This window comes from Candidatus Eremiobacteraceae bacterium (genome assembly GCA_035295225.1).
GTDB lineage: Bacteria > Vulcanimicrobiota > Vulcanimicrobiia > Eremiobacterales > Eremiobacteraceae > JABCYQ01.
Genome location: DATGJI010000023.1, coordinates 93839 through 120253, shown reverse-complemented (window position 1 = coordinate 120253; position 26415 = coordinate 93839). Strand labels below are relative to the sequence as shown.

Sequence of the window (26415 nt, the reverse complement as noted above, 5' to 3'; positions counted from 1 at the left end):
TAGGCCGGCGCGCGGTCATTCGCGTGGGCCGGCTGACGTCGGCCCCTTCAAGTTCGCGTTCGCCTTCGGGCCGGCGAGCAAATTCTTGACTGCCAATCCGACCTCGGCGCCAAAGCGCGACTCCAATCCCGGATGCCATTCCGATTTCGCAAGGCACCGCGAAGGCGCGGCCCAGGGGCGCCAGCGGTTCGACAACGCCGCGAAGTCCTGGCTGTCAAAGAGATCCACAACAGCAACGCCCAGCATTCCGGCGGCGTGCGCTGCGCCGGTGTCCGGCGTGATCAGGGCGCCAAGCGATGCGATCGCGCCGAGCCAGCGCGGCACATCGCTTGGAGCGCGCAGCCTAACGGCACCGTTGGATAGCTGGGCCGGCGGCATGTGGTCAAGCACGGCCCGCGCGAGCGGCGCATCTGCTTCGGAGGCGAGCAGCGCACATCGTGTCAGGCCGGCGTTTGCGAAGGCCGCATCGATGAGCGCGGCGAGTGCAGCCGGTCCCCAACCGCCGGTTGCGAGCTTCGATGCTATCTGAACGCCAAGCGTCATCTCGCCTTCTTGCACCGCGCCGGCCGGGTCGGCATTCACCCACGCGCGCAGAGCTGCGGCGTCGGCGATCGGCTCTGGCGCTGCGCCAAGCGCTCGAGCCAATGAATACATCGCGACCGCCTCGTGCGCCGGCGCGCGCATCCGGGCAGCCGGACGGTAGACCGCGCGCGTGAGCTGGGCGCGCTGCCAGAGCGACTTGAACGGCTTCTCGAAGCGATGCCAGAATCCGATCCGGATGTGGGCACCGCTCGACCGCGCGATCTCGTAACCCGCTACCTCCTCTGTGGCGACGACTGCGGCCTCGTAGCCGGCGTTGCGCACTTCTTCCGTCACATGCAAGAGGTCGTCTTCTCCGTCATAGACATACGTGACGATCCGCGCTGGCGAGAGGATGCCAGAGTTGAACTTCGACATGACCGCCCCAAATGAGGCTGACGGATGGGCGCGATGAAGTCCTTCGAGCATCGGAATACAGGCGAGCGCGTCGCCGATGCCGTCGAGGCGCACGAGCAAGATGCGCCGTGGCTCAGCCATCGCGGCGTCGAAGATTTGCGCGCAATGCGTCCACGTATGCCGCGTCCACCAGCGCTTCACGCGCAAATCGGCCGGTCGCCGATTCCGTGCCCTCTCGGCGCGCGATGCTCGCGTAGAGCGAACGGAGCGGCGGAGCGTTGACCAACGCCGCGCGCGCGAAATTGACGATGTAGGCGCCGGTGGCAAGACGCACCGCTACGGTCGGACTTTTCTTGACGAAGCGGGCAGCCATCTCGCCCTTTTCGCGCGCCAGCGCGGTCAAGCGCTCGAGCGTCGTGGTCTCCGGCGGCTTCACGTGATAGATGACGGCATCCCAGGCGAAGTATTGCGTCAACTTCGCACTCCGCAGCCGCACGCCGACCTCGGTGTCCTCCCAGCCGTACAGCATGAACCCTTCGTCGAATCCCCCGACCGCTTCGATCGCATCCGTTGAGACGCTCGCGTTGCACGTGCAGAAGAATGCGCGGGAATAGTGGCGCGGACGAACGGGAGCAAGATGGGCGGGTGAGATGACGTTGACGATCGGGCCGGAAACGACGCGGCCGCTGACTGCGTGAGCCGAAAGGTGTGCGGCGATGAAGCCGGGCGGCGCGATCGTGTCGTCGTCGCAGAAGATCGCGATCGCACCGCGTGCCTGCGCGAGACCCGCGTTGCGCGCGCGGGCGCGATTCGGTTCCGGAACCGCGATGCTGCGAAGCGAGAGCGCGGCCGCCTCTTTCGCTTGCGCGACCACCACGTGCGTCTCATCCGACGATCCGTTGTCCACGACGATCACTTCGAAGCGGCCCGCCGCGGTCTGGCGCGCAAGCGACGCTAAGCAATCGCGCAGGAATCCGGCGCGATCCCGCGTCGCAACGATCACGGTCGCTTCGATCATGGGCGTATCAGGCCGCTCCGCTCGGACTTGCCGCGCTCGCCGCTATCGCAAGCGCGTCGGCAGCCATGCGGTCGGCGGCGCCGACGTGCGACGCATACACTTTGGACAGCGTCTCGCCCATCGCACGTAATTCATCCGGCCTATCGAGCATGTCGACTGCCTTCGCGACGACGTCCGACGGCATCAGCACGCCGCGCAGCTCCTGCGCGAGCATGCGGTCCACATCGATGTTCGGCTGCGCGACGAAACGGAAGCGGCGTTCGACCGAGCGCACGAGCCAGCGCTTGAGGGGGCGTCCGACGATCGGCACGTGGTGCAGGTATGCGCCGAGCCCGTTCATCGCGACTTCGTCCGGGCGGTTCAACGGAACGATGACGAGCATGGGCCGGCCGAGCACCGCGGCTTCCAGGCACTTCGTGCCTGGAATCGTCACGATCAGTCCCGCCCGCGAGAGCACCCCGTAGTTGCCCGACCGGTCGAGCGCGACACGCACGCCGTCACCGACGATGGCGGTGCCGCCGTCAGCCACGATGCCGCGCATGCCGCCGTACAGCGGATCCGGTTCGCGAGCAAGCGCGGTCGCGAGTTGCTCGTCTGAAGTGAACGGCGACACGACGAACGTGACCGGCAACCCCGGCCTCGCTTCGATCAGGCCCTTGGCGATCGCGAGATAGTACTGCATCAGATGCTTGATCTCTGCAGGTCTGCTGCCCGGAAGGATGCAGACGCCTTCACCGACTCCAGGCGGGTTCAGAGGCTGCTGCAGCGCGCCGAGCACGCTGTCGGGCACGAGATTGCCGACGATGCGCACTCGCTCCGGCGGCGCGCCGTCGCCGCGCAGCTTGCGCGCGTTCTCCTCGTCAAGTGCATAGAAGCGCTGGAACGACGAGCGGTAGTCGCGTCGAGAGAACTTATACGTGAGCGCCGCCATTCCGAGCCGCTTCGCAAGCGTGGTGGCGTGGAAGAGATCGCCGCCGAGGTACTGCAGCGCGCCGAAGCCGCGGTGCATTCCGGCCACCGGTTTGCGGAAAAGATAGCGCGCGTAGGCTTTTGGATCGACGACGTTGGCGCGCGGAAACATCTGCTTCGCGTGCGCGGCCTCGCGCCCCGTGGCATACGGACACGGCACGAAGACGACGGTCACATCCGCGTCGGGCGCACGATTGTAGACCGCGCGCAAGAACGGGCGAGCCCAGCCGACCAGTTCGCCCGGCCCGTTCGTGGTGACGACGACGCGCGGCGCGGAGGTCATTTGGCGCCTCCGGCGCGCAGCCGCCGGACGATCGCGGTCGTGGACCGCGCCGCGATGTGCGGCACGATCTCGATCCGGCCTCCGACCTCGCGCACGGCGTCTGCTTCGGGCAATGTTCTCGCGTCGTATTGCGCGCTCTTGACGTGGATGTCCGGCCGCAGCAAGCGTATGGTGACGTCCGGCAACGCCTCATCGAAGATACACACGTAGTCAACACTCGCCAACGCAGCGACGACTTCCGCCCGTTCCGCTTGCGCGACGATCGGTCGATCTGGGCCCTTCGAAAGCTGCCGCACCGATGCATCGGAATTCACCGCCACGACGAGCATGCCGCCCAGCGCGCGGGCGCTCTCCAAATATCGGACGTGCCCGACGTGCAGAAGATCGAATACTCCGTTCGTGAACACGACCAGGCCGCGCGACTGGCGCTCGGCCGCGATACGCGACGCTAGATCGTCGCGCGCGAGCACCTTTTCAGCCGCCGTCATCGCGCTCTCCGGGAACGGCTCGAACGCAGCGGCACCGCCACCGCAACGCCTTCGTGTTTTGCAAATGCGATGATCTCTTCCGGCGTGGCTGTGGCCGTGCCGAGTTTTTCGACCACGACGCCCGCTGCAAGCGACGCGATCTCAACAGCGTGCTCGATGGTCGCACCTGCGGTCATTGCAAGCGTCAGCGTCGAGACCACGGTATCGCCCGCGCCGCTGACATCGTACACCTGACGCGCCACGGCCGGGACCGTGAACGGCCGGCCTTCTTTCGAGAACAGCGTCATGCCGTTCTCACCGCGTGTGATCAGCACGTGGCGACACTTCGTCCGTTTCACCAGCGCAGCACCTGCGCGCGCAAGATCGGCGTCGGATTCGATCGACATGCCCGAAGCCGATTCGGCTTCGCCCGCATTGGGCGCGATGCAGTCTATGCCCGAGAACGCGGCGAGGTTTGCGGGCTTCGGATCGCCGGTCACGATCGCGCGCGTCTTGTATGCGCGTGCCGTCCGCACGAGCGTCTCATCGACCGTGCCCTTGCCGTAGTCGGAGATGATGACGCCGTCAACCCGGCCGTCGAACGTCGCGAGCGCCCTGCACAGCGACTCGCGGACCGCGCCGGCGATGCGATCGGTGCTCTCCCGATCTGCGCGGACCACTTGCTGATGGTGTGCCACGATGCGCGTCTTCTGGGTCGTCGTGCGGCCTGCGACTCTCGTCACGCCGCGCGCGTCCACACGCATCCGCTTGAAGAGCTCGAGCAGACGCGTGGCCGCCTCGTCGCGCCCGACCAAGCCCACCACGGCAACGCGCGCACCAAGCGCCGCAAGATTGCATGCGACGTTTCCGGCGCCGCCGAGCGTGTACGAGTGCGACTGCACTTCGACGACCGGCACCGGCGCTTCGGGTGATATCCGGCGCACGCGACCCCACAGCCATTCGTCCAACATGAGATCGCCCGCGACGACGATGCGCCGGCCGCGCATGCTTGCGAGCAGATCGGAAACCCAGCGGCCGTCTTCGCGAGCGGTCATGCGCGGAGCGCGTGCCCGATGATGAACCGCGCGGCATCCATCAGATCGGACGCCACGTGCTCGGGCCGCGACCCTTCGAAATCTTCCGCGTCCTGCCGCGCAGGCGTCGGCAAGACCAACACGGCACGGCAACCCGCCGCGATCCCGGCGGCAACGTCGCGCGCCCGATCGCCGATCGCCCACGACGTCGCAAGATCGAGATCGAGATCGCGCGCCGCGCGAAGAATCAATCCCGGCTGCGGTTTGCGGCAGTCGCAATCTTTTGCATACGCTGCGACGGGCGCGTCGGGGAGGTGCGGGCAACGATACGAACCGGCGATGCGCACGCCTTCTTGCGCGAGCAACGCGATCACGCGGTCATCGACTGCTTGCGCTTGCGTTTCTGTGAACAGGCCGCGCGCGATCCCGGATTGGTTGGAGACGATCACGAGCGCGTAACCCGCGTCTTGGAGCATGCGCGCACCGTCTGCGGCGCGCGGCACCAGTTCGACGTCTTCGGGTGTGCGCACGTATTGTCGATCCACGTTCAGGGTACCATCTCGATCCAAGAAGACGCTCGAGCGAGCACGGCCGTCGCTCAGGTCTCGATCCACATGAGTTCCTGATTCAGTGTGACCAGGTCGCCGTCGTTGACGCAGATCTTCGCGATCCTGCCGTCATATTCGCTGACGATTTCATTCATCAATTTCATCGCTTCCAGGATGCAAAGAACCTGCCCTTCGGCGACGGCGCCGCCCGTTTCGACGAACGGCGGTATGCCGGGAGCGGGCGCGCGATAGAAAACGCCTACCAACGGCGCCAGCACTTTCTTGACGTTCGGCGGCGCGAGCGAACTCGCGCGCCCGGCATCCTGCGCAGGCGCGCCGCCCGAACGAGGGGACGCGGTCACTTCGCCAGTCGGAGCGATCGCAGCGCTCGGCAGCGTCATGCGCAGATCGATGTCGGTGTCGCCAAAGCGGACGCGCAGCCGGTCGAGGCCTTCGCGCTGCATCAGATCTACCAGCTTGTCGAGATCCTTCTTTTCGGGTGTCATGCCTTCTCCCGCTGCTGCAGCCGGCGAACGACTTCGCCTTCGACGTGTGCAAGCGCGACGCGCGACCGTTCGCGGGTGTCGAGGTTCTGGATCGTCGCTTCGCCGGCGGAAAGTTCGTCGCTGCCGACGATCACCGCCAACCGTGCGCCGCGAGCGGCTGCATTTTTGAGCTGCTTGTCCATCTTGCGCAGCGTGTAGTCGACATCTGCGCGGAAACCCGCGGTGCGCATCGCGTGGAGTGCGGGAACGAGCGCTGCGAGGCCGGCGGTCTCGAGTGCGACGAACGCGACGTCGAGCTGCCGTTCGTCGCTGTTTGAGGAACCCTCTGCGTGGGCTGCGAGGATCAGACGGTCCATCCCCATGCCGAAACCCACGCCGGGCGTCGGCGGTCCGCCCATGGATTCGACGAGCCCATCATAACGCCCGCCGCCGGCGACCGCGCTCTGCGCGCCGAGCGCCGGTGACGTGATCTCGAAGACCGTGCGCGTGTAGTAGTCCAGGCCGCGAACGATGTTCGGATTGATCGCGAAGTCGATGTGCATCGAGCGCAAGCTGGACTTCACGCCTTCGAAGTGCGCTCGGCATTCCGCGCAAAGATAGTCAAGCACGCGCGGTGCCGTCGCGACGAGCCGCAGATCCGCTTCGTCTTTTGAATCCAGAATGCGCAGCGGGTTGGTCGTCAAGCGCGCGCGGCTCAGCTCGGACAACGTCGCGGAGTTCTTCTCGAAATATTCGACCAGCGCTTTGCGATAGACAGCTCGGCATGTCGGACAACCGATCGAATTGAGCTCAAGATGCCGGTCGCGGATGCCGGCCCCGCCCACGACGTCCAGCGCCAGCGCGATGACCTCGGCGTCCGCCTCGGGAGCCGCTGTGCCGAAGCATTCGACGCCGACTTGATGGGCTTGCCTGAATCGACCACGCTGCGGCCGCTCGTATCGGAAGAACGGGCCGCGATAGTACAGTTTGAGCGGCAGTGTCTGCAGCATGGAGTGTTCGAGGACGGCGCGCACGACCGGTGCGGTGAGCTCGGGCCGGAGCGTGATGCTGCGCCCGCCGCGATCGATGAAGGTGTACATCTCTTTGTCGACGATGTCGGTGCCTTCCCCGATCGTGCGGACAAAAACGTCGGTGCTCTCGAAAAGCGGCGTGCGGATCTCTCCATAACAATAGCGCGCGCAGACGCCGTCGATGACCGCCTCGAGCGCTTGCCAGCGCCGAGAATCGTCGGGAAGTATATCGTAGGTGCCGCGAGGCGCCGTCAGGTTTTTCACGTCGCGCGTTATCGATCGACCCATAGGTAGAAGAAGGATGGCGATGCGCCGGACCTTCGCGTTGCGGGCGCAAGCGTCCCGCGCTTTGTCTCCAAGGCGGGAATGACGCCCGGTCTTCTGCCTTTCCGAGAATCCCACCCTTCGCTGCGCCTTTCGCGCGCAGGCGCTGCCGCTGCGGTCTGCATCCTTTCAACGACGTGTCCAGCGGATGGCGCGCGCATCTCCGAGGCCGTGCAAGATTGTGTGTCGATCGTCGTCGCCGCGCTCCCCTACGTCGTGGCGGGCACGCTTGCGGCCTCGTCGCTGCGGCGATTCCTTTCCTCTGAATGCGCGCACCCAAAAAGCTTGGCCGTGCTGGTCGCGCTGTGCAATCCGGGCTGCGATTGCGCGCTCAATGGCTACGCCGACGCGCTGGCGCGCGCGACCGCGCCCGTGGCGGGTTTCGTTTTGACGTTCGCTGCGATCGCGTCGCCGCTCGCGCTCGCTATGACCTGCGCGGTTTTCGGCGTTCGTGTCGCCGTCATGCGTGCAGCCGGAGCCGCGCTGTCCGCCGGGTTGACTGCGTTTGCTTTGCGCTTTGTCTCGATCGGCGGCTCGGCACGCGGGTCGGATTGCTCACGCGAATCGCATGCGCCCGCTACCGTGGCATCTCAACTCACATCCGCGCTGTCCGGCATCCTGATCTCCGCCATCCTAGCGGCCGGCGCAAAAGCGCTCGTGCCCGCAAGCTTCTTCACGCACGTGCCGTACGGCGGAGCCGCTGCAATGGCCCTGATATTCTCGCCCTGCTCGAGTGCGGATCCGCTCATGGCGGCAGCGCTCCTGCGCGACCCGCATTCCCAGATGGCGTTCATGCTCTGCGCTCAAGGCGCAGGCTTGCGGCAGCTCATGCTGCTTGCAAGAACGTTCGGTCCGGCGCGTGCGATCGCGGCCGCCGCGTGCAGCGGCATCGCGTGCGCTCTGATCATCGCCGTGTCATAGTGGGCTGCAGGCAGCTCGCGTTTCTCGCCGGCTTGGCGCTCTCGATCGCTGTATCGCGGTCCGCCTCGCTCGTTTCGACTGCGCCCGCCGTGACGTTGTGCGCGGCGGCGGCGCTGATGGTCATCGCCTATCGCAGCGCTCGCGCTTTTGCGGTCCATCTCGCGCTTGCGCTTGCGTGCGGCGCGTTCGCCGGCGCATGGATCGCCCGCTTGGGACCGCCCGCCGTGCGGGGCGTGGAATCGCGCGCGCCGCGAGTACATGGCGCCGCGGATCTTTTCGATGCGCTCGACGCGCTGGACGCGGATCCGCGCTCGCTCGAAGGCCGAGTGATATCGGTCAGCGGCACGTGGACGCCGTCGCACGACGGCTGGCCGCCGACGATTTCGCGGCGCATCATGACGTGCTGCGCTGCGGATGCCGTCGACGTCGGCTTTGACGTCGATCCGCGAGCCGGCGTCCGCGTGACTTCCGGAGCGTGGGTGCGCGTGACCGGCCGCGTGGGCGTGACGCTGCGCGACGGCGACGTGCGCTACGGACTAGTCGACGCCATCGTCGCGGCAGTTCGTTAGTTCGTGTTCACGACGCGCTCGCGATCTGGACACCCCCGAGCATGATGAACTTGGGCTTCGTCATCACGGAGATGTCGGCGGTCGGGTCGCCCTGGAACGCCACGACGTCAGCGAGCAGACCCGCCGCAAGACGGCCGCGGTCATCCGCGCCGATCAGCGCGGCCGCAGACGAAGTGGCCGAGCGGAGCAGATCGGTCGCATCCATTCCAAGCCTTCGCAGCAGAGCAAAATCGAGGTTGTTCTGCTCGTGCGGAAAAACGCCGGCGTCGGTCCCGTACGCGAACTTCACGCCGGTTCCGAGCGCACGGTGAATACCCGCGTTGCGCAGCTCGCTCATCTTCATCGCCTTGTCCAGGCTGTTCTGCGGGATGCGATTCGGGTTGCCGGGCTGGATGATGGAATCGAGCGCCCAGATCGTGGGGACGAGATACGTGCCGCGATCCTTCATGTTCCGCGCGGTGCCCTCGGAGACGCCGGTGCAGTGATCGATCGAATCGCAGCCGCCCTCGACCGCGAGCGCGATGCCTGGATCGCCGTGGCAGTGCGCGCTGACTTTGCGCTGGAACTTGTGCGCCTCGTCCACGGTTGCTTGGATCTCGTCGAGATTCATCTGCGGGATATTCCAGACGTCGCCGTACGATAGCACGCCGCCGGTAGCGAGGATCTTGATGAGATCGACATGGTTCTTCACGTTTTCGCGAACGACTTCGCGAAAACCGTAGGGGCCGAATGCCACACCCGTCGGGCGGTTGACGGTGACGTCGCCAGGCACGTCATTCGCATCGCCATGGCCCCCGGTGATCGTGAGCGGCAACCCTGCGACCAACATTCTCGGGCCTTGAATCTCGCCGAGCGCGATAGAATCGCGAACCGCGATATCGATGCCGCTGCCGCCGCCGACGTCGCGGATCGTCGTGAACCCGTTATGCAGCATCGCGGCAGCGTTTTTGATGCTAAAGATCGCGGCTTCGGCGACGCTTTCGCCGGATTCGTCGCGCGGGCCGAACCCTTCGAGGTAGATCGACGTGACGACGCGCGCCGCCACGTGCGTATGACAGTCTATAAGTCCGGGCATGAGGGTCGCGTCGCCGAGATCAACGACGTGCGCGTCTGCGCCGGCGTCGCCCGCGGTCATCGACACGATGCGGTCGCCTTTGATCACGAGAACGCCCGGCGTGCGCATCGCCATACCGTCGAACAACCGCGCCGCACGTAGAACGACGGACTGCGCCGCACCGAGGGCGCGGTGCGGCCACAGCGCAACGCCCGCGCCGAGCGCGCCGAGTCCCGCGAGAAATGAACGGCGCCCGATGACCGTCGCGGCCCGGCGGTGGATGTCTGCCGAATACGGTGTGTGCGGACAGTTGCAGTCGAAGTGAGCGGCCCGTGTGTCGTCTGTCACTCTTGCGCTCCGATGCGGGTGGCGAACGTCGTGAGCCGCAAACAGGATGCGGCTTATCCGCGATCGTGCGCGCGACCGCTCACAACAGTCGAAGGATGAAAACCTTGCGTCTTTTTCGCGTCAGCCGTGATCTCACGTCAGCTGACCGGCTGATCGCAAACGAGATCATCGCCGCGCACACGTGGGCTTTGCCGGGCATCCAGAATTGTCCCCGCTGTTACGAGACCTGGGCGTCGTGCGTCGCGTATCCCGACGTCGATCTTTCAAGCATGCCGGGGCAAGAACGGTACCGCCTGCGCCGGCCGCAATCGATGTATATCGTGCATCGCATGCGCGAGGCCGTGCGCCCATTCGTTCCTGCCGAAGCCGCATTGCCGCCGGGTGCGGAGTTCGGTCCGCTCGTCGGGCACGGCAAAGGCACGTTCGGCGACTTCGGCTGGCCGGCGTGGCCGGGCGTTATGCTCGTCCGGCCGGAGGTGGCGCTGCGGCTGGAAGCGGCGGGCATCACCGGGCTTCGCACGTTTCCTACCCGCATCACGTATTGGGGCGGCGAAGATCCGCTTTATCGCGAGGTTGTTTTCGGCTACGAAGGCCGTGTGTTCGACGAATCGTTGCCGCCCGGCGGCGCGCCGGCGTGCGCGGCGTGCGGCCATCGCGATCTGCCGAGCGGGCGAAGAGCGGCGATAGACCCGCACACCGTAAGCGGCAAGTCCGATATCTTCCGAAGCATCGACGTGCCGTCGTGCATCTATGCGACGTCTGCGTTCGTCGAGGCGGCGCAGGCCCTGCGGCTTACCGATATCTCTTTCGCGGAAGTTTCGACGACGCGATCGCGCACCACGCGCCGCGTGACGTACCGGCTGTAGGGCGGACGGTTACGGTCCGCCGGCGGGCCATAAAGGCCCGCCCTACATCAGCGACCGGCGGGCCATGAGGGGCCCGCATTTTCTAGTGCAAGAAGTAGCGGCGAGTGGCGAAGACGAGAGCGATGTCGGCGTTGCGCGCGGCCTCGATGACTTCCGCGTCGCGCACGGAGCCGCCCGGCGCTATGACGGCCGAAATGCCGGCCCGAATCGCCGCTTCAAGTCCGTCCGCGAACGGAAAGAACCCGTCCGTGGCGAGGACCGCGCCGCGCACGCCGTCCCCGGCGCGTTCGCATGCGAGCTCGACCGCAGCGACGCGATTCGTCTGACCGCCGCACACGCCGAGCGTCACTTCGTCGCTGACCACGACTGCCGCATTGGACTTCACTTGGCGGACTGCTCCGAAGGCGAATAACAGGTCGCGCCAGTGTTCCCTGGTCGGGGAGATCTGAGTCATGACCGTCCACGAATCTGCCGGCGCCGATGGATCCGGATGTTCGATCAGTATGCCGCCAAGCGCTGAGCGCACTTTGCCCGCTTCGAGCAGCGCGGACGGCAGCGTCGAATCGAATTGCAGCAGGCGAAGGTTCTTCTTCTTTTGCAGCCGTTCCAGCGCCGCCGGGGAGAACGACGGCGCCGCGATGACTTCCAAGAACCGCGACGCCAGCACAGCGGCGGTGGCTTCATCTACCTCGGCCCCGCATGCGACGATGCCGCCGAACGCTGAGATCGGGTCGGCGCCCAATGCGGCGACCACCGCGTCGTGTACGTTCGCGCGAGCAGCCAAGCCGCACGGAACGGTGTGCTTGACGATGGCGGCTGCAACAGCGTGCCGCGCGATGCCTGCGGGAAAACCCACCGGTGATTCGATCGGTGCGAGCAGCCGAAGACACGAGTCGAGATCGAGCAGGTTGTTATACGAAAGCGTCTTTCCCCAGAGCTGCTTCGGCAAAGGCATGTCGGGGCGACCGAGATAGAACGCGGCACGCGTCTGCGGATTTTCTCCGTAGCGCAGTTGGGCCGCGCGCGTCAACGACATGTGAAGCGTCTCCGGCAGATCGAGCGGCGACGACGCGCCGGAAAAATGCGCGGCGATCGCGGTATCGTATCGTTCGCAGCGCGCGAACGCGGCGCCGGCCCAGGTCCGCCGCTCCTCAAGCGAAGACCCGCCTCGCGCCAGGCTTTCTATGAACCCCGCGTACTGATCCGGATCGGAAAGCACCGCCACGTGGGCGTAGTTCTTGGCCGCCGCGCGCAAAAGCGTCACCCCGCCGATATCGATCTGTTCGACGATCTCCGCTTCCGACGCGCCGCGTCGCTGCACCGTCTGTTCAAACGGGTACAGATTCACGGCGACGACTGCAAAGGATGGCACATCGTATTGTGCGAGATCCGCCAGATGCTGGGCGCGCGTCCGATCCGCCAAAATGCCGGCGAATATCTTCGGATGCAGCGTCTTGACGCGACCATCGCACAGCGGAGGAAACCCGGTGAGCGTCCCGACATCTTCGCACGCCAACCCGGCGGCGCGAAGATGCTCTGCGGTACCGGACGTTCCATAGAGCGAGTAGCCGTTATCGTGCAGCGCAGAGGCGAGCGATTCGATGCCCGTCCGGTCCGACACGGACAGCAGCGCGGCGGCCAAAGCCAAGGTCAGGCCCCGATTTTTTCCAGCGCGAGCGAGAGCACGCTCGACGATCCCGGTTCGCCCATCGTGATGCCGTAGATGCGGTCTGCAAGCGTCATCGTCGCCTTGTTGTGCGTGATGATGATCGTCTGCGCATCGCGCGCCACGTCGGCAAGCGCCGCGCCGAAGCGGCCGACATTGGCCTCATCGAGCGCGGCATCGATTTCGTCGAAGATATAGAACGGGCTCGGCCGTACGCTCAAGATCGCGAAGATGAGCGCGACCGCCGTCATCGCTCGCTCACCGCCTGAAAGCAAGTTCAAGCTCGTCATCTTCTTGCCGGGGGGCTGCGCGGCCACTTCGATGCCTGCTTGCGTTGGATCATCCGCGTCTGCCAGCCAGATCTTGCCGACGCCGCCGTTGAACAAGCGCGCGAACGTCGCACCGAACGCAGCGGCGATGCGTTCGAACGTCGCGTTGAATTGGCGGACCGATTCCGCGTCGATGTCCGCGATGACCGAGAGAATGCTCGCGCGCGCGGCTTCGAGATCGGCGAGCTGGCTGAGGAGAAACTCGCGCCGCGCTTCGAGCGCCGCCTGGTCTTCGAGCGCGTTGAGATTCACGTTACCGAGCCGCGCAAGCTCGTCGCGCAAGCGCCGGATCTCAGCGTCCGCATCGCCGTCGTATCCCTCGTAGCGGGCGGAAACAGCTTCGCATTCCTCCGATGTCGCCGGATTCTGCGCGAAGGCCTCGGCGAGCATCGCGATCTCGGCGTCGATCTCCGCCAACCGGATGCGGTGCCGCTCCGATTCGAGCGAGCGCGCTTGGCGCTGCGCCGATTGCGCGTTCACTTGTTCTTCGAGCGCGCGAGCTCGCGCCGTGAGCCGGTCACGCTCTGCCCGAGCGGCATCTGCCTCCGCTTGAAGCGCCGCGAGCGCCGCGTCGGATTCGGATCTGCGCCGCGAGATCTGTGCAAGTTCTTCGCTGTTGCGGGTCCGCTCGTCGCGCGCCGCCGCCAACGCTTCGATGCGCTCTTCGCGATGGGTGCGCGCGGCTATCACGTCGGAACGGGCGGATTCGACATCGTCGCCGGCCTGTGCGACGCGTTCGACCAGACCGGCAGCATCGGCAGCCGCGCGGCGGTGCGCGTCGCGCAAACCGCTCACAATGCTTTGCAGTTCGTCCGCGCGGCTCGCCGCTGCGCGGCGCTCGAGCTCTAACGCAGTCGCCGCGGCTTTGCCGGCGGCAGCCGTCGCGGATTCGCGCTCCAGCGTCTCCTCGGCCGCGCGCACGTCGCGTGCCGACCGTTCGCGTTCTTCGGCTGTTGCCTCTATCTGTTGATGATATCGCGCTGCTTCGATCTCGGCCCGCTCGCGCGCCGCTATGTCGTCTCGGCGGCGGAGCTGAGCCTGGATGTGGTTTTCGGCTGCGCGCTCTGCGGCGGCCGTCGTGTCGGCCGCTGCAGTTCGCGCGACGCCCCACGCGTGCTCTGCTGCGCGCACTGCGTCGTCGGCCGCAGTGCTCTGCTGCCTGAGTTCGGCGATCTGCGCGCGCCGCGTGAGCGGCCCGGTGTCGGCTCCGCTCTTTCCGCCGGTTATGGATGCGTTGCGGACGACTTCGCCGGCAAGCGAGACGATCGTGGCCGGAAGCAGCGTGGGCGCGAGCCGCAGCGCCGTGTCCAAATTGTCGACGACCACGACGTCGCGCAAAAGATGGTCGAGCGCGCCCCGCACGCTGTCATCGCAGGAGACAAGGTCGGCAGCGCGGCCGATGAATCCGGCCGCGCTGGACGCATCCCGCATGAGCGGCAATTCCACTTGACGCGCGAGATCGAGCGGCAGAAACGTCGCGCGCCCAGACTTCGTGGCGTCGAGCATCGCGATCGCCGCTTGTGCGTCGGCGGCCGTCTTGGTCACGACGTTGTGGACTCGCGCACCGAGCGCCATGTCGATCGCGGCCGCGTACCGCGCATCGACGCGGATGAGATCCGATACGACGCCGATGATCCCGGTCAGACCGGTTGACCCTTGCGCGGCGACCACCGCATCGACGCCCGCCGGAACGCCGAGCCGCTGCTGTTCGAACTCCGAGAGCGCCGCCAGGCGAGCATTGATCTCGACCGCACGTCCGCGCGCCGCCTCGAGCGCCGTGCGCGCGTTCTCGAGTTCCGCGCCGGCCTGCTCGCGAGCGCGGTCGGCAGCGGCCGCATCGCGACGCAGCTGCTCGATCGAGGCGTCCAGTGTCGCGACGTTGGCGGCAAGCGTGCGCGCGGATTCCGAGCGTGCATCTGCCGCTTCGCGATCCGCGATCAGCGCCGCTTCGAGCGCCTCGACGATGCGCGTCAAGCGGTCGCGCTCCGATCGCGCCGCTGCGCAGGCGGCCTCGCCCTCGGCAGCCTTCGCAGCCGTGGCAGCGCGAGAATCCTCGAGAGCGCGAAGCTCGGCGTACGCGATCTCCCACTTGGCGGTTCCGTCGGCTTCCGCGCGCGCCGCAGATTCGGCTCGCTGCAGGGCTGCGTCGCGTTCTTCGCGCGCCGCGGCCATCTCTGATGCGAGTCGCGTGACACGCGCTTCTTCGTCGGCGACCGCCCGGGTCGCGGCCTCGACGTCGCGCTCGCCGTCGGAACAGCGCCGTTCACTTTCGTGCAGCCTGACTTCCGCTCCGGCCTGTGCCGCTGCAAGATCTTGCACTTCGTGCGCGGCGTTCGTGCACGCCGCGTTGCGTTCGTCGAGCGCCATCGTCGACTGATATTCTTCGTATCGGGCCGCCGACGATTCGGCGTGGAGTTTGGCTGTCGCCGCATCCGCGCTCGCGCGTTCGGCCTCTTCTTCGCCGAGCACTTCCACCAACGCGGCGCGCTCGTCTCTGCGTTCCGCCGTCTTGCGGACGTGCGAGTAGATCTCTAGCTCTCGCAGCCGCGCGCTCGCCTTTTTGTGGCGCTTCGCGCGTCTCACCGCTTGTTCCATCGCGGGCAGCGCGTTGGCGAGCTCGACGATGACATCGTTGACGCGCACCGCGTTCGCATCGGTCTGTTCGAGGCGCCGCTGCGCCTCGCGCTTGCGCGATTGATACTTGCTCGTGCCGGCGGCCTCTTCGAATATCTCCCGCCGGATCTCGGGCTTGGCCGAGAGGATCGCATCGATCTGACCCTGAGATATGATCGCCGAAGCATCCGGACCGAGGCCCGTGCCGAGCAGCAGATCCATGATATCGCGCAGCCGGACTTGAGATTTGTTGAGGAAATACTCGCCCTCGCCGCTGCGATAGGCGCGCCGCGTCACGGCCACCTCGGAATACGGCAACGCGAGCGCCCCGTCGGCATTGTCGAACGTCAGCGTGACCTCGGCCATGCCCATCGGCCGGCGGTGGCTGTTGCCGGCGAAGATGACCTCATCCATGCGCGCGCCGCGCAGCTGCTTCGCACTCTGCTCGCCGAGCACCCAGCGAACGGCGTCGACGAAATTGGATTTACCGGAGCCGTTCGGACCGACGATGGCGGATATGCCGGGTTCGAACAGCAGCCGCGTTCGATCCGCAAACGTCTTGAACCCGAAGATGTCTATGCTCTTGAGGTAAATGTACGAATTCCTCCGGCTGTCTGTAAGGCGTGCAGTGCATCCGCAGCGGCCGCAGTCTCCGCCAACTTCTTCGTCGGACCCGAGCCCGTTCCCAGCAAGTCGGAGCCGATCGCGACTCGCACGACGTAGACCTTGGCGTGCGCCGGACCCGTCTCCGATGTCACCGCGTACGCCGGCGCCCTTTTGAAACGGCTTTGGACCAGCTCTTGTAATGCCGTCTTTGGATCGGCTGTCACTCCGACATCGGAGAATGCGAGGTGCTCTTGCGTCACGAGCCGGGTCGCGGCGGCATAACCTTCCACGGAAAACGCCGCCCCGATGACGGCCTCGACCGCTGCTGCGAGAATCGTCGGGCGGCGCTCGCCGTGTGCCGCTGCTTCGCCTTTGCCGAGGAGCAGCAGCTTCGCCACCCCCCACCGGTCGGCCGTGACGGCCAGTGCCGCGCGCGACACGAGCGCGGCGCGCCTGCGCGAGAGCTTGCCTTCCGATTCTGCCGGATAGCGGCCGATGAGATACGCCGCAGTGACCGCGCCGAGGATTGCATCACCGAGGAATTCGAGCCGCTCGTTCGACGTCGCGGAATCCGCGGCGCGATCGTGGCCTTTTGTTCGCGGCCCCTCGTGTGCGAACGAGTCGTGGGTGAGCGCTTCATCGTACGCGCGCCACGCATCGTCCGGTGCGGAGAGTCCAAGCCGCTCGGCAAACGCGCGCACCTGACGGCGGCGGCCAACCGATCGCGACATGCTAGCCCGAATATGCGCGGAACACGAGTACCGCGTTGTGGCCGCCGAAACCGAACGAGTTCGACAGCGCCACTTCGGGCGACGCCTTGCGCGCGACGTTCGGCACGCAATCGATGTCGCAGAGCGGATCTTTCGTGTGATAGTTGATCGTCGGCGGCAGCACGCCGTCGCGAAGGGCCAACACGGTGCAGATCCCTTCGAGCGCGCCGGCCGCTCCGAGCGAATGGCCGAACATCGACTTGTTCGCGCTTATCGGAAGCGTTTTGGAACGCGCACCGAAAACCGCCGCGCACGCCTGCACTTCGGCCGTATCGCCGAGTCCGGTCGACGTGGCGTGAGCGTTGATGTAATCCACATCGTCCGGTGTGCAGCCGGCATCGGCCAGCGCGCGTTCGATCGCGAGCCGCACGCCGCGTCCGGACGGATCGGGCGTTGCGATGTGGTGGGCGTCTGAAGACTGGCCGTAGCCGATGATCTCGGCGTAGATATGCGCGCCGCGCTTTTTGGCGAAATCCAGCTCTTCGAGCAAGAGCGCACCGCCGCCCTCGGCGAGCACGAAGCCGTCTCGATCCAAATCGAACGGTCGGCTAGCGCTCGCTGGATCGTCGTTGCGCGTGGAGAGCGCTTTCATCGAGCAAAAACCGGCGACGGCAAGCGGGGTGATCGCAGCTTCCGCGCCGCCGCTGATGACCGCGTCCGCATCGCCGTGCTCGATCAGCCGGTATGCGTCGCCGAGGGCGTTGTTCGAAGACGCGCAGGCCGACACCGTCGTCTGGCTTGGTCCGTGCACGTCGAAGGCGATCGAGATCTGCCCTGGCGCGCTGTTCCCCATCAGCATGGGAATGAAGAAAGGCGAGACGCGGTCGGGACCGCGCTCGAGCAGAACGCTGTGCTGATCTTCAAGGGTCAGGATGCCGCCGATCCCAGATGCGACGATCACGCCGATCCGATCGCGGTTCTCATCCGTGATCTGCAGACCCGATTCGGTCACGGCCTCGCGCGCTGCCACGACGGCGAACTGCGCGAAGCGGTCCATCCGCCGCGAATCTTTCTTGCCGACGAGTTCGCTTGCGTCGAAGTTCCGGACTTCGCCCGCGAAGCGTGTCGGAAGATCGCGCGGATCGAAGTGCGTGATAGGCCCGATGCCGTTCTTGCCGGCGATCGCATTTGCCCAGAATTCGGGGACAGTGTTACCGAGCGGGCTGACCGCGCCGAGGCCAGTCACGACCACGCGCCTGGATGAACCCATACGTTCGGGTTAATGGTTCCAGGCCGCGTCCTGTTCCTGCCCGTGTGCCGGTTGGGAAACGCTTCGAGATGCCGTTTCGTTCTCTCGTATATGGGTGCGCAACAGCAACGCGATTTTATTCGGAGGAAGGATACTATGCGCGCGTACCTTGCGGCCCTCTTGGCCGCCGCGGGGATCTTCGCCCCGCTCACGATAACAGCTGCCGCTCCGGCGCTCGCTGCGCCGCCATCTTGGTATTACGGAAACCACGACAGCGACGACAATAACAACCGCAATGACTATCGCCAGACCTCGCTCACCGGCTGCGTGTTGCGCGTGGACAATAACCGCCGATTTGCGGTAGAGACTCAGCGCGGCACCGTTGAAGTACGCCTGAACGGCCAAGGTCGCTACAACCGCGAAAACATCGACCTGGATGATGTGCTGCAGCGCGGCGTTGAAGTGCGTCTGGACGGCAGTTACAACGGCAACGGCGTCTACGTGGCGGACGACGTACAGCGGATAGGCAACGGAAACCGCGATCGCGACGATAACGGCTGCGGCTACGTCAAGAACAACTACAACAATAACAATTACAATCCGCCGTATGTGCCGCAGCATCCGGTCAATCCTTATCCCAACGGCCAGTACCCGAACGGTCAGTATCCCGTCAACGGAGCGACGAAGGTGCTCATGGGTACGCTGTTGTCCGTCAACGGCGGATCGCTCGCGATGCGCAGCGCGGCCGGTTATACGTGGACGGTCTATTTCAACAGCGGTACGCAAGTGATCGACGCCAATTCGAACGCGGTCGGCACGCGAAGCTTGCACGCGGGAGAAGCGATCACCGTCGCCGGCATCACGCCGTCATCGGCTGTGCTGTACGCGTCGTCCATCCGCATTCGCTCGTATCTCGGTTATTGAGATAGGATAGCACGCGCGCGGCGCATCCCAGGGAACGCTCGCTCGCTCGAGCGAACCTTGAGGATGCGCCGCTTTTTCTATTGTGCGGCGATTTCCGAACAAGGCTGTTGAGGAGGGCGCACCATGCTCCGTCGGGTTGCACACGTCTTGCTCGTATTCGCCTTCGCTGGTACGGCGATCGCCGCGTCAAACAGCCCGTCCGCAGCGGCGACACAGGTCATCATGGGCAAGGTCACGACCATGTCCGGCGACAGTTTCCAAATGCGCAGTGACGCCGGTAACATGCTCACGGTGCGCCGCGCAAACGCGATAGTGTTCGACCTCGCTGACCGGCCGCTCTCGTGGAACAACATCCGCGGCGGCGATACGATCACCGTATACGGCGCGGTCGTCGCGGCCGGCACCGTCAACGCGATCAACGTCAGAATCCGTTCTGGCCCGATACCACCGGGCAGACGCGTCGTCATGGGCGTCGTGGTGAGCGTTTCGCGTGACGCTCTTCAGATGCGCAGCAAAGCGGGCTATATGAACACGGTCTATCGCAAACGAGCCAACGTTTTCAACCTATCCGGCGCGGCGAGTTCATGGGAAGCGCTGCGCGCGGGTCTGCCGATCACGGTGTACGGTGATATCGTCTCCGACGGCGTGCTCAACGCGATCAACATCCGCATCCGATGATGCGGATCATCCGCGCATTTGTGCGCGCTAATGTCTCGCGCGCGACGTGCCGATGACGAGAAGGAGGACGTTCTCTAAGTAAGAAGCGTCCGGATGTGGACCCTAAGAGTCTCCGCACTCTCCGTCCGCAAGCGATACGCGCCGACGTGTGAAAACTGAAAGCGCAAAATGGTAGAGGCGTACAGCAACGCCCCGCATGCGATGGAAGACCAGGGGGGAGGTGACCTGCACACCATGGCCACGAAGAAGAAGGCGAAGAAGCCGGCAAAGAAGGCGGCGAAGAAGAAGAAATAACCGCCGATAAGCGGATATTTCTATCGGTAAAGATCCGGGGGTGTCGCAAACGCGAGGCCCCTTCTTTATTTCAAAGGATAGACCGCGCCGCGGGTCGCAGACGATTCGCGCGATGTCAAACACCGCTCATCCGTATGCGTTGAAGCCTTATCCTATATGGCCCGGCTTCGCGTTGATCATCGTGCTGATCGGCGTTGAACTCAAAGACACATCCGACGAAGAAACCGTGAACCTCCTCACCCACGTCAAGGCGACGCTCCCGCCATCCGATGCATTCTGGATCTTTGCGATCCTGATCTTCATCTATTATCTCATGTGCGTCTATCGATTTCACAGCGTGCTGCGTCAACAGACCGATGGCGATTATCCTATCAAACCACCCGAAGCGGCCTTCTATCATCTCGTGCCGCTCTTGAATCTCTATTGGGTCTTCGCGTGGCCGAGTCGCTTTGCGGGTTACGTCAATGCCGAGCGCGCGATCAAAGTCATCCCGGGAGCGGTCTGCGGCGTCGTGCTGATCCTCTCCGTGCTGATCAGCAAGTACTTCGACACGGCCGTCGGTCTGGCAGGCTTATTCGTGGTCATGGCCTACCTCACCAACCGCCTGCGCCACTATGTCGGCTACCGCGAGCTCGATCGCGCCGCCGCGGCTCTGGAAAACCCGGCGTAACCGGGGCGAGCGATGCTCGCCCTACTACGACGCTATTTCGAGCGCGAGGTCGACTTCGTCGATTTCTTCTTCTTACTGCCGGCCGCAATCGCGTCGGCGACGTCTGCTACCGATGAAGCGACAACCGATGCGGTTCGCGCCGCTTTAGAGACCTTAGAAGCCACACGCTTTGCTTTTCTCGCACCGGTGGCAAGGGTCGATTTTTTCTTTTTCTTTGCGGGCATGGTCATTCAGTCCGATCTTTTGCGGTCGCATAGGTATATAGATATATTGTGACTCTTATACCCCCGTCAGAGTCGGGCTGAAACGTCGTCAAGATATGGGTTCCCGCAGTGCCGCGTTATGAGGTCGATCGCAGTGGGTATACCATCTGAGCGTTGCAAAGGGGGCGCTCACGATGACAGACCAGCTAAAAAAGACCGTCGCTGACGGCAAAGACGCGGCTCATGAACTGGAACATAGAACCAAGGCAGAGCTCGAACGCGCGAAGCGAGATGTCGCCGGCGATGAGATGACGACAGGCGAGAAGGTCAAGTCGTTCGTCCACGAGGATGTCGAGAGGACGAAGGCCGACATGGACGAGGCGAAACGCAAGCTGCGCGACAAAACGTAGGCTCCGAATTTCGAAGTGTTGTCCACGGCGCGGGGCTCGAACGAGCTCCGCGCCTTCTCTATTGAAGCGAACTCTGCGGTGCGCCTAGGCCATTGGTGAGCGACCCAAGCGAGCGCGAAACGGCCGGCGTAGGCCTTACGAATCAATTGTCGACGTTCGGGTGGTGACGGCCGCTCATTCGCGTAACGTGACGTGAGTCGACGATGCGTGCAATGGAATAAAGCTCGCACGCTGCTATGCATTGAAGGAGCGTCCATGTCTCGTAGAAATCCTAGCCCCGCCCTCTGGGGATCGGCGATCGGTGCCGCCGCGGTTTGCGTGACGATGGCTGCATGCGGCGGCGGTTCAAACGCTGTCGTCCCTCGCTTCGTCGGCGAAGGTCAGCCGGCTATGCAACGCGCCGCATCCGCGAATTTCGCTCGCTCGGCCACGAGCAACACTTGGTCTGCGGGCGCGCCGGCGCCCACAAAGCGCTATGCCGGCGGTGCCGCCGCAGTCGGGACGAAAATCTACGTGGTCGGCGGATACGATTCGCTCACCGTGGTCGGGAAGAACGAGATCTACGATACGTCCACCAACACCTGGAAGACCGGCGCGCAGATGCCCACCAAGCGTTATGCGCTCGGCGCAGCAGCGGTCAACGGCATCGTGTACGCAATCGGGGGCGCCGATGCGGCCAACAACACGTTGAACGTCGTCGAGGCCTACGATCCAGTGACGAATAGTTGGTCCACGAAGGCACCGCTTCCGACGGCCGTGGACAGCATCATCCCAACCGTCGACAAAGGACTCATCTACGTCGTGGGCGGCTTCAACAACGGCGCTGGGAGATTCTCCGGCGTGCAGGTCTACAACCCGACGACGAACGTCTGGACGAGCGCGGCTCCGCTGAACCTCGGCAAATCGTATTCGTTCGTGGGGACGATCGGCACGTCCATCGTCGCCGCGGGCGGCCTCTTGAATACGGGGAATACGACCGAAGACAACGAGGTCTACAATCTGCATTCAAACTCGTGGACCACGAAGAAGCACATGTTTGCGCCGCGTCAAGCCGGTTGCGCCGGAGTCGTCGGCAACACGCTATATGCCGCCGGCGGAGTGAAGAAAACGGGCCCGCAGAATCTCCTTGACGGTTACGATAGCTCGACCAACACGTGGACGAGTCTTGCGCCGATGCCGTTTGCCGTCATCGCGCCGGAATCGGCCACGGTGAACGGCCTTCTCTACTGCATCGGTGGTTCGAACAACGGCGCCGCGGGTCACATCCAATACTATAACTACACGCAGATCTATCAACCATAAGCGCCTGCCCCGTTAGAAGGCGGGCAGTCTGGTCGGGATGCGAGGCCGCCGTAAGGCGGCCTCTTGTTTTAGCCCGTTCCCGAAGCGAAGGCGAGGAGAATTTCGTCTGCTTCGTACCGGGCGGTCTCCCGAGGACGCGCAACGGACGCTGCGGTGCTAGAGTTGAGGCCGAGCGGGCGACGCGCCTGAGGGGTCGCCTTTTCCCTCGCTGGGCATCACCATCGTCGTCATTGGGGAGGTTTGAAATGACTCGGGCAACGATCGTACGTCTTTGTGGTTCGGCTGCGCTTCTTGTCGCCGCGCTCGGAGTGGGGAGCGCGATGCATTTGCCTGCGCTCGCGGCAAACGACTACGCGCATTTCGTCACGCCGATGGTAAGCGCGACGTGCGCCAGCTCGACGCCTTGCCTCGTCGAGACGAATACGTCTACGGGCGCCGGGATTCGAGGCGTCTCGTCAAGCGGTAACGGCGCTGACGGCCAGACAAAATTCAAGAGCACGAGCGCGAAAAATGGCGTGTCCGGCGTACTCGGACAGGATCAATCCACGAGCGGCGTGTTCGATTTCGGCGTGATGGGCACTTCGACCAACGGAACCGGAGTCGAGGGCACGTCGACGAATGGGAACGGCGTCAGGGCATTCTCCGTCAACCAGAGCGCGCTGTTCGTCGAGAACACCGGCACTCAAGATGGAATCCAGTCCGTCGCGCTCTCAAACGACGGCACGAACACTTCGACACAGAACAACAGCTCGATCTTTGGCCACGGTCGATCGGGTTTGTGGGGCCACGATGATTCGACTGATGGCGGAACGCTCAACTATGGCGTGACCGGATCTTCGACAAACGGTACCGGGGTCTACGGGACGTCCACAAACTATGTGGCGATGAATGCTTTCGGCGGAGGAGGCAATACCGAATCCACTCTTGATGATCCGACGCTGAGTCTCGTGGGTTCCACACACGATGTCTATCTGCTCGCGGCGTGCAGCAACCCGAGCGATAACCCGTGCACCGGATCGCAATCGGTGATGTACGTCGACTTTATCGGCAACGTCAATACGCGCGGTGGATTCACGGCAAATGGAAGCGTGGATATCGGCGGTGACTACTACCAGAACGGAACGTGCGTCGCGGGCTGCGCTCCTATCAAAGGCGGATCTGGCCGCAGCGTGACACGCTACGTTCCTACCGCGAGCGTTCCATCAGTCGAGGATTATGGCGAAGCCCAATTGGTCAACGGACAATCGCGCGTCGCCTTGAGCTCGGACTTCGCAAACGTCATCGATCAGCGCGCCAGTTACCTTGTATTCGTCACGCCGGAAGGGGATACGAACGGCCTGTATATCACGCAGAAAACGAACGCCGGCTTTACGGTACGCGAAAATCGCGGCGGCCGCTCGACCGTCGCGTTTGAGTATCGCATCGTGGCGAGACCATTCGGGGAAAACGGGGCGCGGCTCCCGATGGTGGATAGGTCGTCGCTGCGAGGTTTGATCCGCCGTCACTAAATAGAAGCAATCGGGGCGGCGGCAACGGCCGGGGCCGGTTTTACGGGATAAGCGATAAGAGCTTGGAAACCGGCCCATAACCTTCCAAGGTGGACGAATCTAGCCATCGTCTGGACGGATCTCCCCCTCGATTACGTCGGCGAGGGATTTCTTGCCGGCCCAAGTTCGCTCGAGGTACTTCCATCCCGCAATGGTTTTCGGTCCCATGTACTGCTCGCACAGATTGCCTTCGTCAATCCTCGACGACATCTGCAAGTAAATGCCTTCCAGGATTCCGACTATGATGAGCCCCGCAAGATCAGAATCTGATGAGGTTTCGTTCAACATCGACTCTAAGTAATCAAACGAGTTCTGCACCGTCGCGTTGTCGCCACACACGATACGTTCGATCACGAAACTTGAAAATTGCGCGGCGTCAAGAAAGGTCCGTGGAGAATCGTCGCCTTCCCAAAGCTCTTGATAGTTCCGCCAACGAACTCGAAAGGCTGGAAAACGATCGAGCAGGCTTGGTATCAAATCAACGGGTTTCACATCGGCTCCCGGCCCGAAGCATCGCCGCAGAAGCATTACCGGGCCAACTAAGAGTTTCTTGTGTAGTCCGACTGGTGTGTTCGTGAAGGGTTTATTTGGCTCAACAAGGGGTGGTTTGACCCGCGAGCGCGCGTTTGATATACTACCGGGGCGTTTGTATCGATGCGGCGCCCTTGCCGCTGTCCCGAATTCTAAACTGGAGAACCACACGAAGTGTCTTTCTACATTAACCTTCAGCGTTTTGCCCACAAGAAGGGCCTGGGATCGTCGCGCAACGGCCGCGACTCGAATTCCCAGCGGCTCGGCGTCAAGAAGTTCGGCGGCGAAAAAGTCGGCGCCGGCAACATCATCCTGCGTCAGCGCGGCACGCGTTTCTATCCGGGCGAAAATGTCGGCATGGGAAAAGACAACACGCTGTTCGCCCTGACGGCCGGCGTCGTCAAATTCGTGCGCCGCGGCCGCGACCAGCAGGTCGTGGCAGTCTCTGCCGAGGCTTGACCGGCGCAACGCAGTTCGTGCCTCCACCGCTCGGCCCGCACGACGTTGCGGGCCTCTGTGTTTCTCCGCTGCCATTCGACGCACGGTCGATAGCCGATGTTCGTAGATGAAGCGCATATCGCCGTGCGCGCGGGCGACGGCGGCAACGGGCTCGTCTCGTTTCGGCGCGAGAAATTCGTGCCGCGCGGCGGACCCAATGGCGGAGACGGCGGCCGCGGCGGATCGGTCTACGTGGAAGCCGACGCGCAACGCACGACGCTGATCGATTTCCGTCATAAGCGCTCTTTCAAAGCATCGCATGGCGAGCACGGCGGCGGCGACAACTGTCACGGCAAAGACGGCGCGGACGTCATCATCAAGGTACCGTGCGGCACGCTCGTCTATCGTGACGGCCGGCTCGTCGCAGACTTGAGCGATCCGGGCTCAAAAGAACTCGTCGCGCGCGGCGGCCGCGGCGGTCTCGGCAATCAGCATTTCGCCACGCCGACGCGCCAGGCGCCGCGCTTTGCGCAAAAGGGCGAGCCCGGCGAAGAACACGAGCTCGACCTGCAGTTAAAACTTCTCGCGGATGCGGGCATCGTCGGCGCGCCGAACGCCGGAAAATCGACGCTGCTGGCATCGGTCTCCGCTGCGCGTCCGAAGATAGCCGATTATCCGTTCACCACGCTCGAACCGCAACTCGGCGTCGTGCAGATCGACGTCGACGCACATTTCGTGCTCGTCGACGTCCCAGGCTTGATCGAGGGGGCGAGCCACGGAGCCGGGCTGGGCGACAAGTTCTTGCGACATGTCGAGCGCACGCGGGTGCTCATCCATCTCGTGGACGGCGGATTGGCGCCGGACGAAGCGCTCGCGCAGATGGAGATGATCGAGCGGGAACTCGCGGCGTGGAGCCCGCTGCTTGCGAGCAAGCCCCGCATCGTAGCCGTGTCAAAACAAGATCTCCCCGATGCGGCGGCGACGCTCGAAGCGGTGCGACGCGCGAGCGGGGCGCGCGTCTTTGGCATCTCGGCCGCGACCGGACTCGGCGTGCGTGAACTCATGGGTACTGCATACGCGGCGATCGTCGCCGCGCGCGGCGCGGCTGAGCCGGCCGACGTCGCCGATGCCGCCACGCTCCACCCCAAACCGAAAACACCAAGTTCGCGCGTCGAAGTGCATAAGGAGAATGGCGGCTACCGGATCGTCGGCGCGAAGATCGAGCGGTTGGCCGCGATGACCGAATTCGACTCCGAAGATGGCCGCGCGTATTTCGAACGGGTCTTACAACGTTGCGGCGCACAGCGCAAGCTCGAAAAGCTGGGGGCGCAGCCTGGCGATGCGGTGCGCGTCGGCTCGATCGAGTACACACTATCCTAGGCGGGGCGACTC

General features: G+C 64.3%; 25 protein-coding genes. 11 read left to right on the top strand and 14 right to left on the bottom strand.

The features are described from left to right. Positions 1 to 15 precede the first annotated feature (15 nt). From VKT51_03580 to hisS, 8 genes are read right to left on the bottom strand one after another with little or no spacing between them, the layout of a single operon-like run. Entirely contained in the window at positions 16 to 1077 is a 1062-nt protein-coding gene (locus tag VKT51_03580; protein HLJ83245.1) for a hypothetical protein, read from the bottom strand. Further along, positions 1070 to 1954 (bottom strand): glycosyltransferase, encoded by an 885-nt coding sequence (locus VKT51_03575; GenBank protein ID HLJ83244.1) that lies wholly within the window; start codon positions 1952 to 1954, stop codon positions 1070 to 1072. The genes VKT51_03580 and VKT51_03575 overlap by 8 nt, the downstream gene beginning before the upstream one ends. Before the next feature lie 7 nt (positions 1955 to 1961). Then, positions 1962 to 3206, bottom strand: a complete 1245-nt coding sequence (locus VKT51_03570) for a hypothetical protein (protein ID HLJ83243.1) — start codon at positions 3204 to 3206, stop codon at positions 1962 to 1964. Then, on the bottom strand, positions 3203 to 3694 hold the full coding sequence (locus VKT51_03565) for an adenylyltransferase/cytidyltransferase family protein (GenBank protein HLJ83242.1): 492 nt from the start codon (positions 3692 to 3694) through the stop codon (positions 3203 to 3205). Before VKT51_03565 ends, VKT51_03570 begins: the two co-directional genes overlap by 4 nt. Continuing rightward, entirely contained in the window at positions 3691 to 4728 is a 1038-nt protein-coding gene (gene rfaE1, locus VKT51_03560) for a D-glycero-beta-D-manno-heptose-7-phosphate kinase (protein HLJ83241.1), read from the bottom strand. Before rfaE1 ends, VKT51_03565 begins: the two co-directional genes overlap by 4 nt. Then, positions 4725 to 5321, bottom strand: coding sequence for an HAD family hydrolase (locus VKT51_03555; GenBank protein ID HLJ83240.1), 597 nt, complete (start codon positions 5319 to 5321; stop codon positions 4725 to 4727). The genes rfaE1 and VKT51_03555 overlap by 4 nt, the downstream gene beginning before the upstream one ends. Beyond that, the gene (locus VKT51_03550) at positions 5306 to 5761 is read right to left on the bottom strand and encodes a biotin/lipoyl-containing protein (protein ID HLJ83239.1); all 456 of its coding nucleotides are present in this window, start codon (positions 5759 to 5761) and stop codon (positions 5306 to 5308) included. Before VKT51_03550 ends, VKT51_03555 begins: the two co-directional genes overlap by 16 nt. Continuing rightward, positions 5758 to 7035: a histidine--tRNA ligase gene (gene hisS / locus VKT51_03545; protein HLJ83238.1), complete on the bottom strand. Its 1278-nt coding sequence runs from the start codon at positions 7033 to 7035 to the stop codon at positions 5758 to 5760. Before hisS ends, VKT51_03550 begins: the two co-directional genes overlap by 4 nt. A gap of 102 nt (positions 7036 to 7137) precedes the next feature. On the opposite strand from hisS, the gene VKT51_03540 reads away from it, so the two are divergent. After that, positions 7138 to 8016 carry a hypothetical protein gene (locus VKT51_03540; GenBank protein ID HLJ83237.1) on the top strand — a complete coding sequence of 293 codons (879 nt, stop codon included), beginning with the start codon at positions 7138 to 7140 and terminating at the stop codon, positions 8014 to 8016. Beyond that, on the top strand, positions 7989 to 8585 hold the full coding sequence (locus VKT51_03535) for a hypothetical protein (protein HLJ83236.1): 597 nt from the start codon (positions 7989 to 7991) through the stop codon (positions 8583 to 8585). The genes VKT51_03540 and VKT51_03535 overlap by 28 nt, the downstream gene beginning before the upstream one ends. Positions 8586 to 8592: 7 nt before the next feature. Here the strand turns inward: VKT51_03535 and VKT51_03530 are convergent, their stop codons facing one another. After that, positions 8593 to 9987: an amidohydrolase family protein gene (locus VKT51_03530; GenBank protein HLJ83235.1), complete on the bottom strand. Its 1395-nt coding sequence runs from the start codon at positions 9985 to 9987 to the stop codon at positions 8593 to 8595. A 104-nt stretch (positions 9988 to 10091) separates the two neighbouring features. Here VKT51_03530 and VKT51_03525 point away from each other — a divergent pair, with 104 nt between their 5' ends. Then, on the top strand, positions 10092 to 10853 hold the full coding sequence (locus VKT51_03525; protein ID HLJ83234.1) for a double-CXXCG motif protein: 762 nt from the start codon (positions 10092 to 10094) through the stop codon (positions 10851 to 10853). A gap of 82 nt (positions 10854 to 10935) precedes the next feature. Here the strand turns inward: VKT51_03525 and purH are convergent, their stop codons facing one another. Genes purH through fabF form a run of 4 tightly spaced genes read right to left on the bottom strand, consistent with a single transcriptional unit; the run spans position 10936 to position 18047 of the window. Beyond that, complete coding sequence (gene purH / locus VKT51_03520) at positions 10936 to 12501, bottom strand: bifunctional phosphoribosylaminoimidazolecarboxamide formyltransferase/IMP cyclohydrolase (GenBank protein ID HLJ83233.1); 1566 nt, start codon at positions 12499 to 12501, stop codon at positions 10936 to 10938. A gap of 2 nt (positions 12502 to 12503) precedes the next feature. Beyond that, the gene (smc, locus tag VKT51_03515) at positions 12504 to 15995 is read right to left on the bottom strand and encodes a chromosome segregation protein SMC (GenBank protein HLJ83232.1); all 3492 of its coding nucleotides are present in this window, start codon (positions 15993 to 15995) and stop codon (positions 12504 to 12506) included. 41 nt (positions 15996 to 16036) lie between these two features. Then, positions 16037 to 16798 (bottom strand): ribonuclease III, encoded by a 762-nt coding sequence (rnc, locus tag VKT51_03510; GenBank protein HLJ83231.1) that lies wholly within the window; start codon positions 16796 to 16798, stop codon positions 16037 to 16039. Between the two features lies 1 nt (position 16799). Next, positions 16800 to 18047 (bottom strand): beta-ketoacyl-ACP synthase II, encoded by a 1248-nt coding sequence (gene fabF, locus VKT51_03505; GenBank protein ID HLJ83230.1) that lies wholly within the window; start codon positions 18045 to 18047, stop codon positions 16800 to 16802. 135 nt (positions 18048 to 18182) lie between these two features. Between fabF and VKT51_03500 the strand changes: the two genes are divergently transcribed. The 6 genes from VKT51_03500 (at position 18183) to VKT51_03475 (ending at position 24015) form a co-directional block, all read left to right on the top strand. After that, entirely contained in the window at positions 18183 to 18950 is a 768-nt protein-coding gene (locus tag VKT51_03500) for a DUF5666 domain-containing protein (GenBank protein HLJ83229.1), read from the top strand. Between the two features lie 123 nt (positions 18951 to 19073). Then, positions 19074 to 19628 (top strand): hypothetical protein, encoded by a 555-nt coding sequence (locus VKT51_03495; GenBank protein ID HLJ83228.1) that lies wholly within the window; start codon positions 19074 to 19076, stop codon positions 19626 to 19628. 406 nt (positions 19629 to 20034) lie between these two features. Then, positions 20035 to 20592: a hypothetical protein gene (locus tag VKT51_03490; GenBank protein ID HLJ83227.1), complete on the top strand. Its 558-nt coding sequence runs from the start codon at positions 20035 to 20037 to the stop codon at positions 20590 to 20592. 397 nt (positions 20593 to 20989) lie between these two features. Further along, a complete protein-coding gene (locus VKT51_03485) occupies positions 20990 to 21205 on the top strand; it encodes a hypothetical protein (GenBank protein HLJ83226.1) in 216 nt (71 codons plus the stop codon). Positions 21206 to 21460: 255 nt separating this feature from the next. Beyond that, positions 21461 to 22507 (top strand): kelch repeat-containing protein, encoded by a 1047-nt coding sequence (locus tag VKT51_03480; GenBank protein HLJ83225.1) that lies wholly within the window; start codon positions 21461 to 21463, stop codon positions 22505 to 22507. A 245-nt stretch (positions 22508 to 22752) separates the two neighbouring features. Next, entirely contained in the window at positions 22753 to 24015 is a 1263-nt protein-coding gene (locus VKT51_03475) for a hypothetical protein (protein ID HLJ83224.1), read from the top strand. Positions 24016 to 24114: 99 nt separating this feature from the next. On the opposite strand, the gene VKT51_03470 is transcribed toward VKT51_03475, so the two are convergent. Continuing rightward, the gene (locus VKT51_03470; protein ID HLJ83223.1) at positions 24115 to 24546 is read right to left on the bottom strand and encodes a hypothetical protein; all 432 of its coding nucleotides are present in this window, start codon (positions 24544 to 24546) and stop codon (positions 24115 to 24117) included. Between the two features lie 225 nt (positions 24547 to 24771). On the opposite strand from VKT51_03470, the gene rpmA reads away from it, so the two are divergent. Beyond that, on the top strand, positions 24772 to 25044 hold the full coding sequence (gene rpmA / locus VKT51_03465) for a 50S ribosomal protein L27 (GenBank protein ID HLJ83222.1): 273 nt from the start codon (positions 24772 to 24774) through the stop codon (positions 25042 to 25044). 96 nt (positions 25045 to 25140) lie between these two features. Further along, on the top strand, positions 25141 to 26403 hold the full coding sequence (gene obgE / locus VKT51_03460) for a GTPase ObgE (protein ID HLJ83221.1): 1263 nt from the start codon (positions 25141 to 25143) through the stop codon (positions 26401 to 26403). Positions 26404 to 26415: the final 12 nt, after the last annotated feature.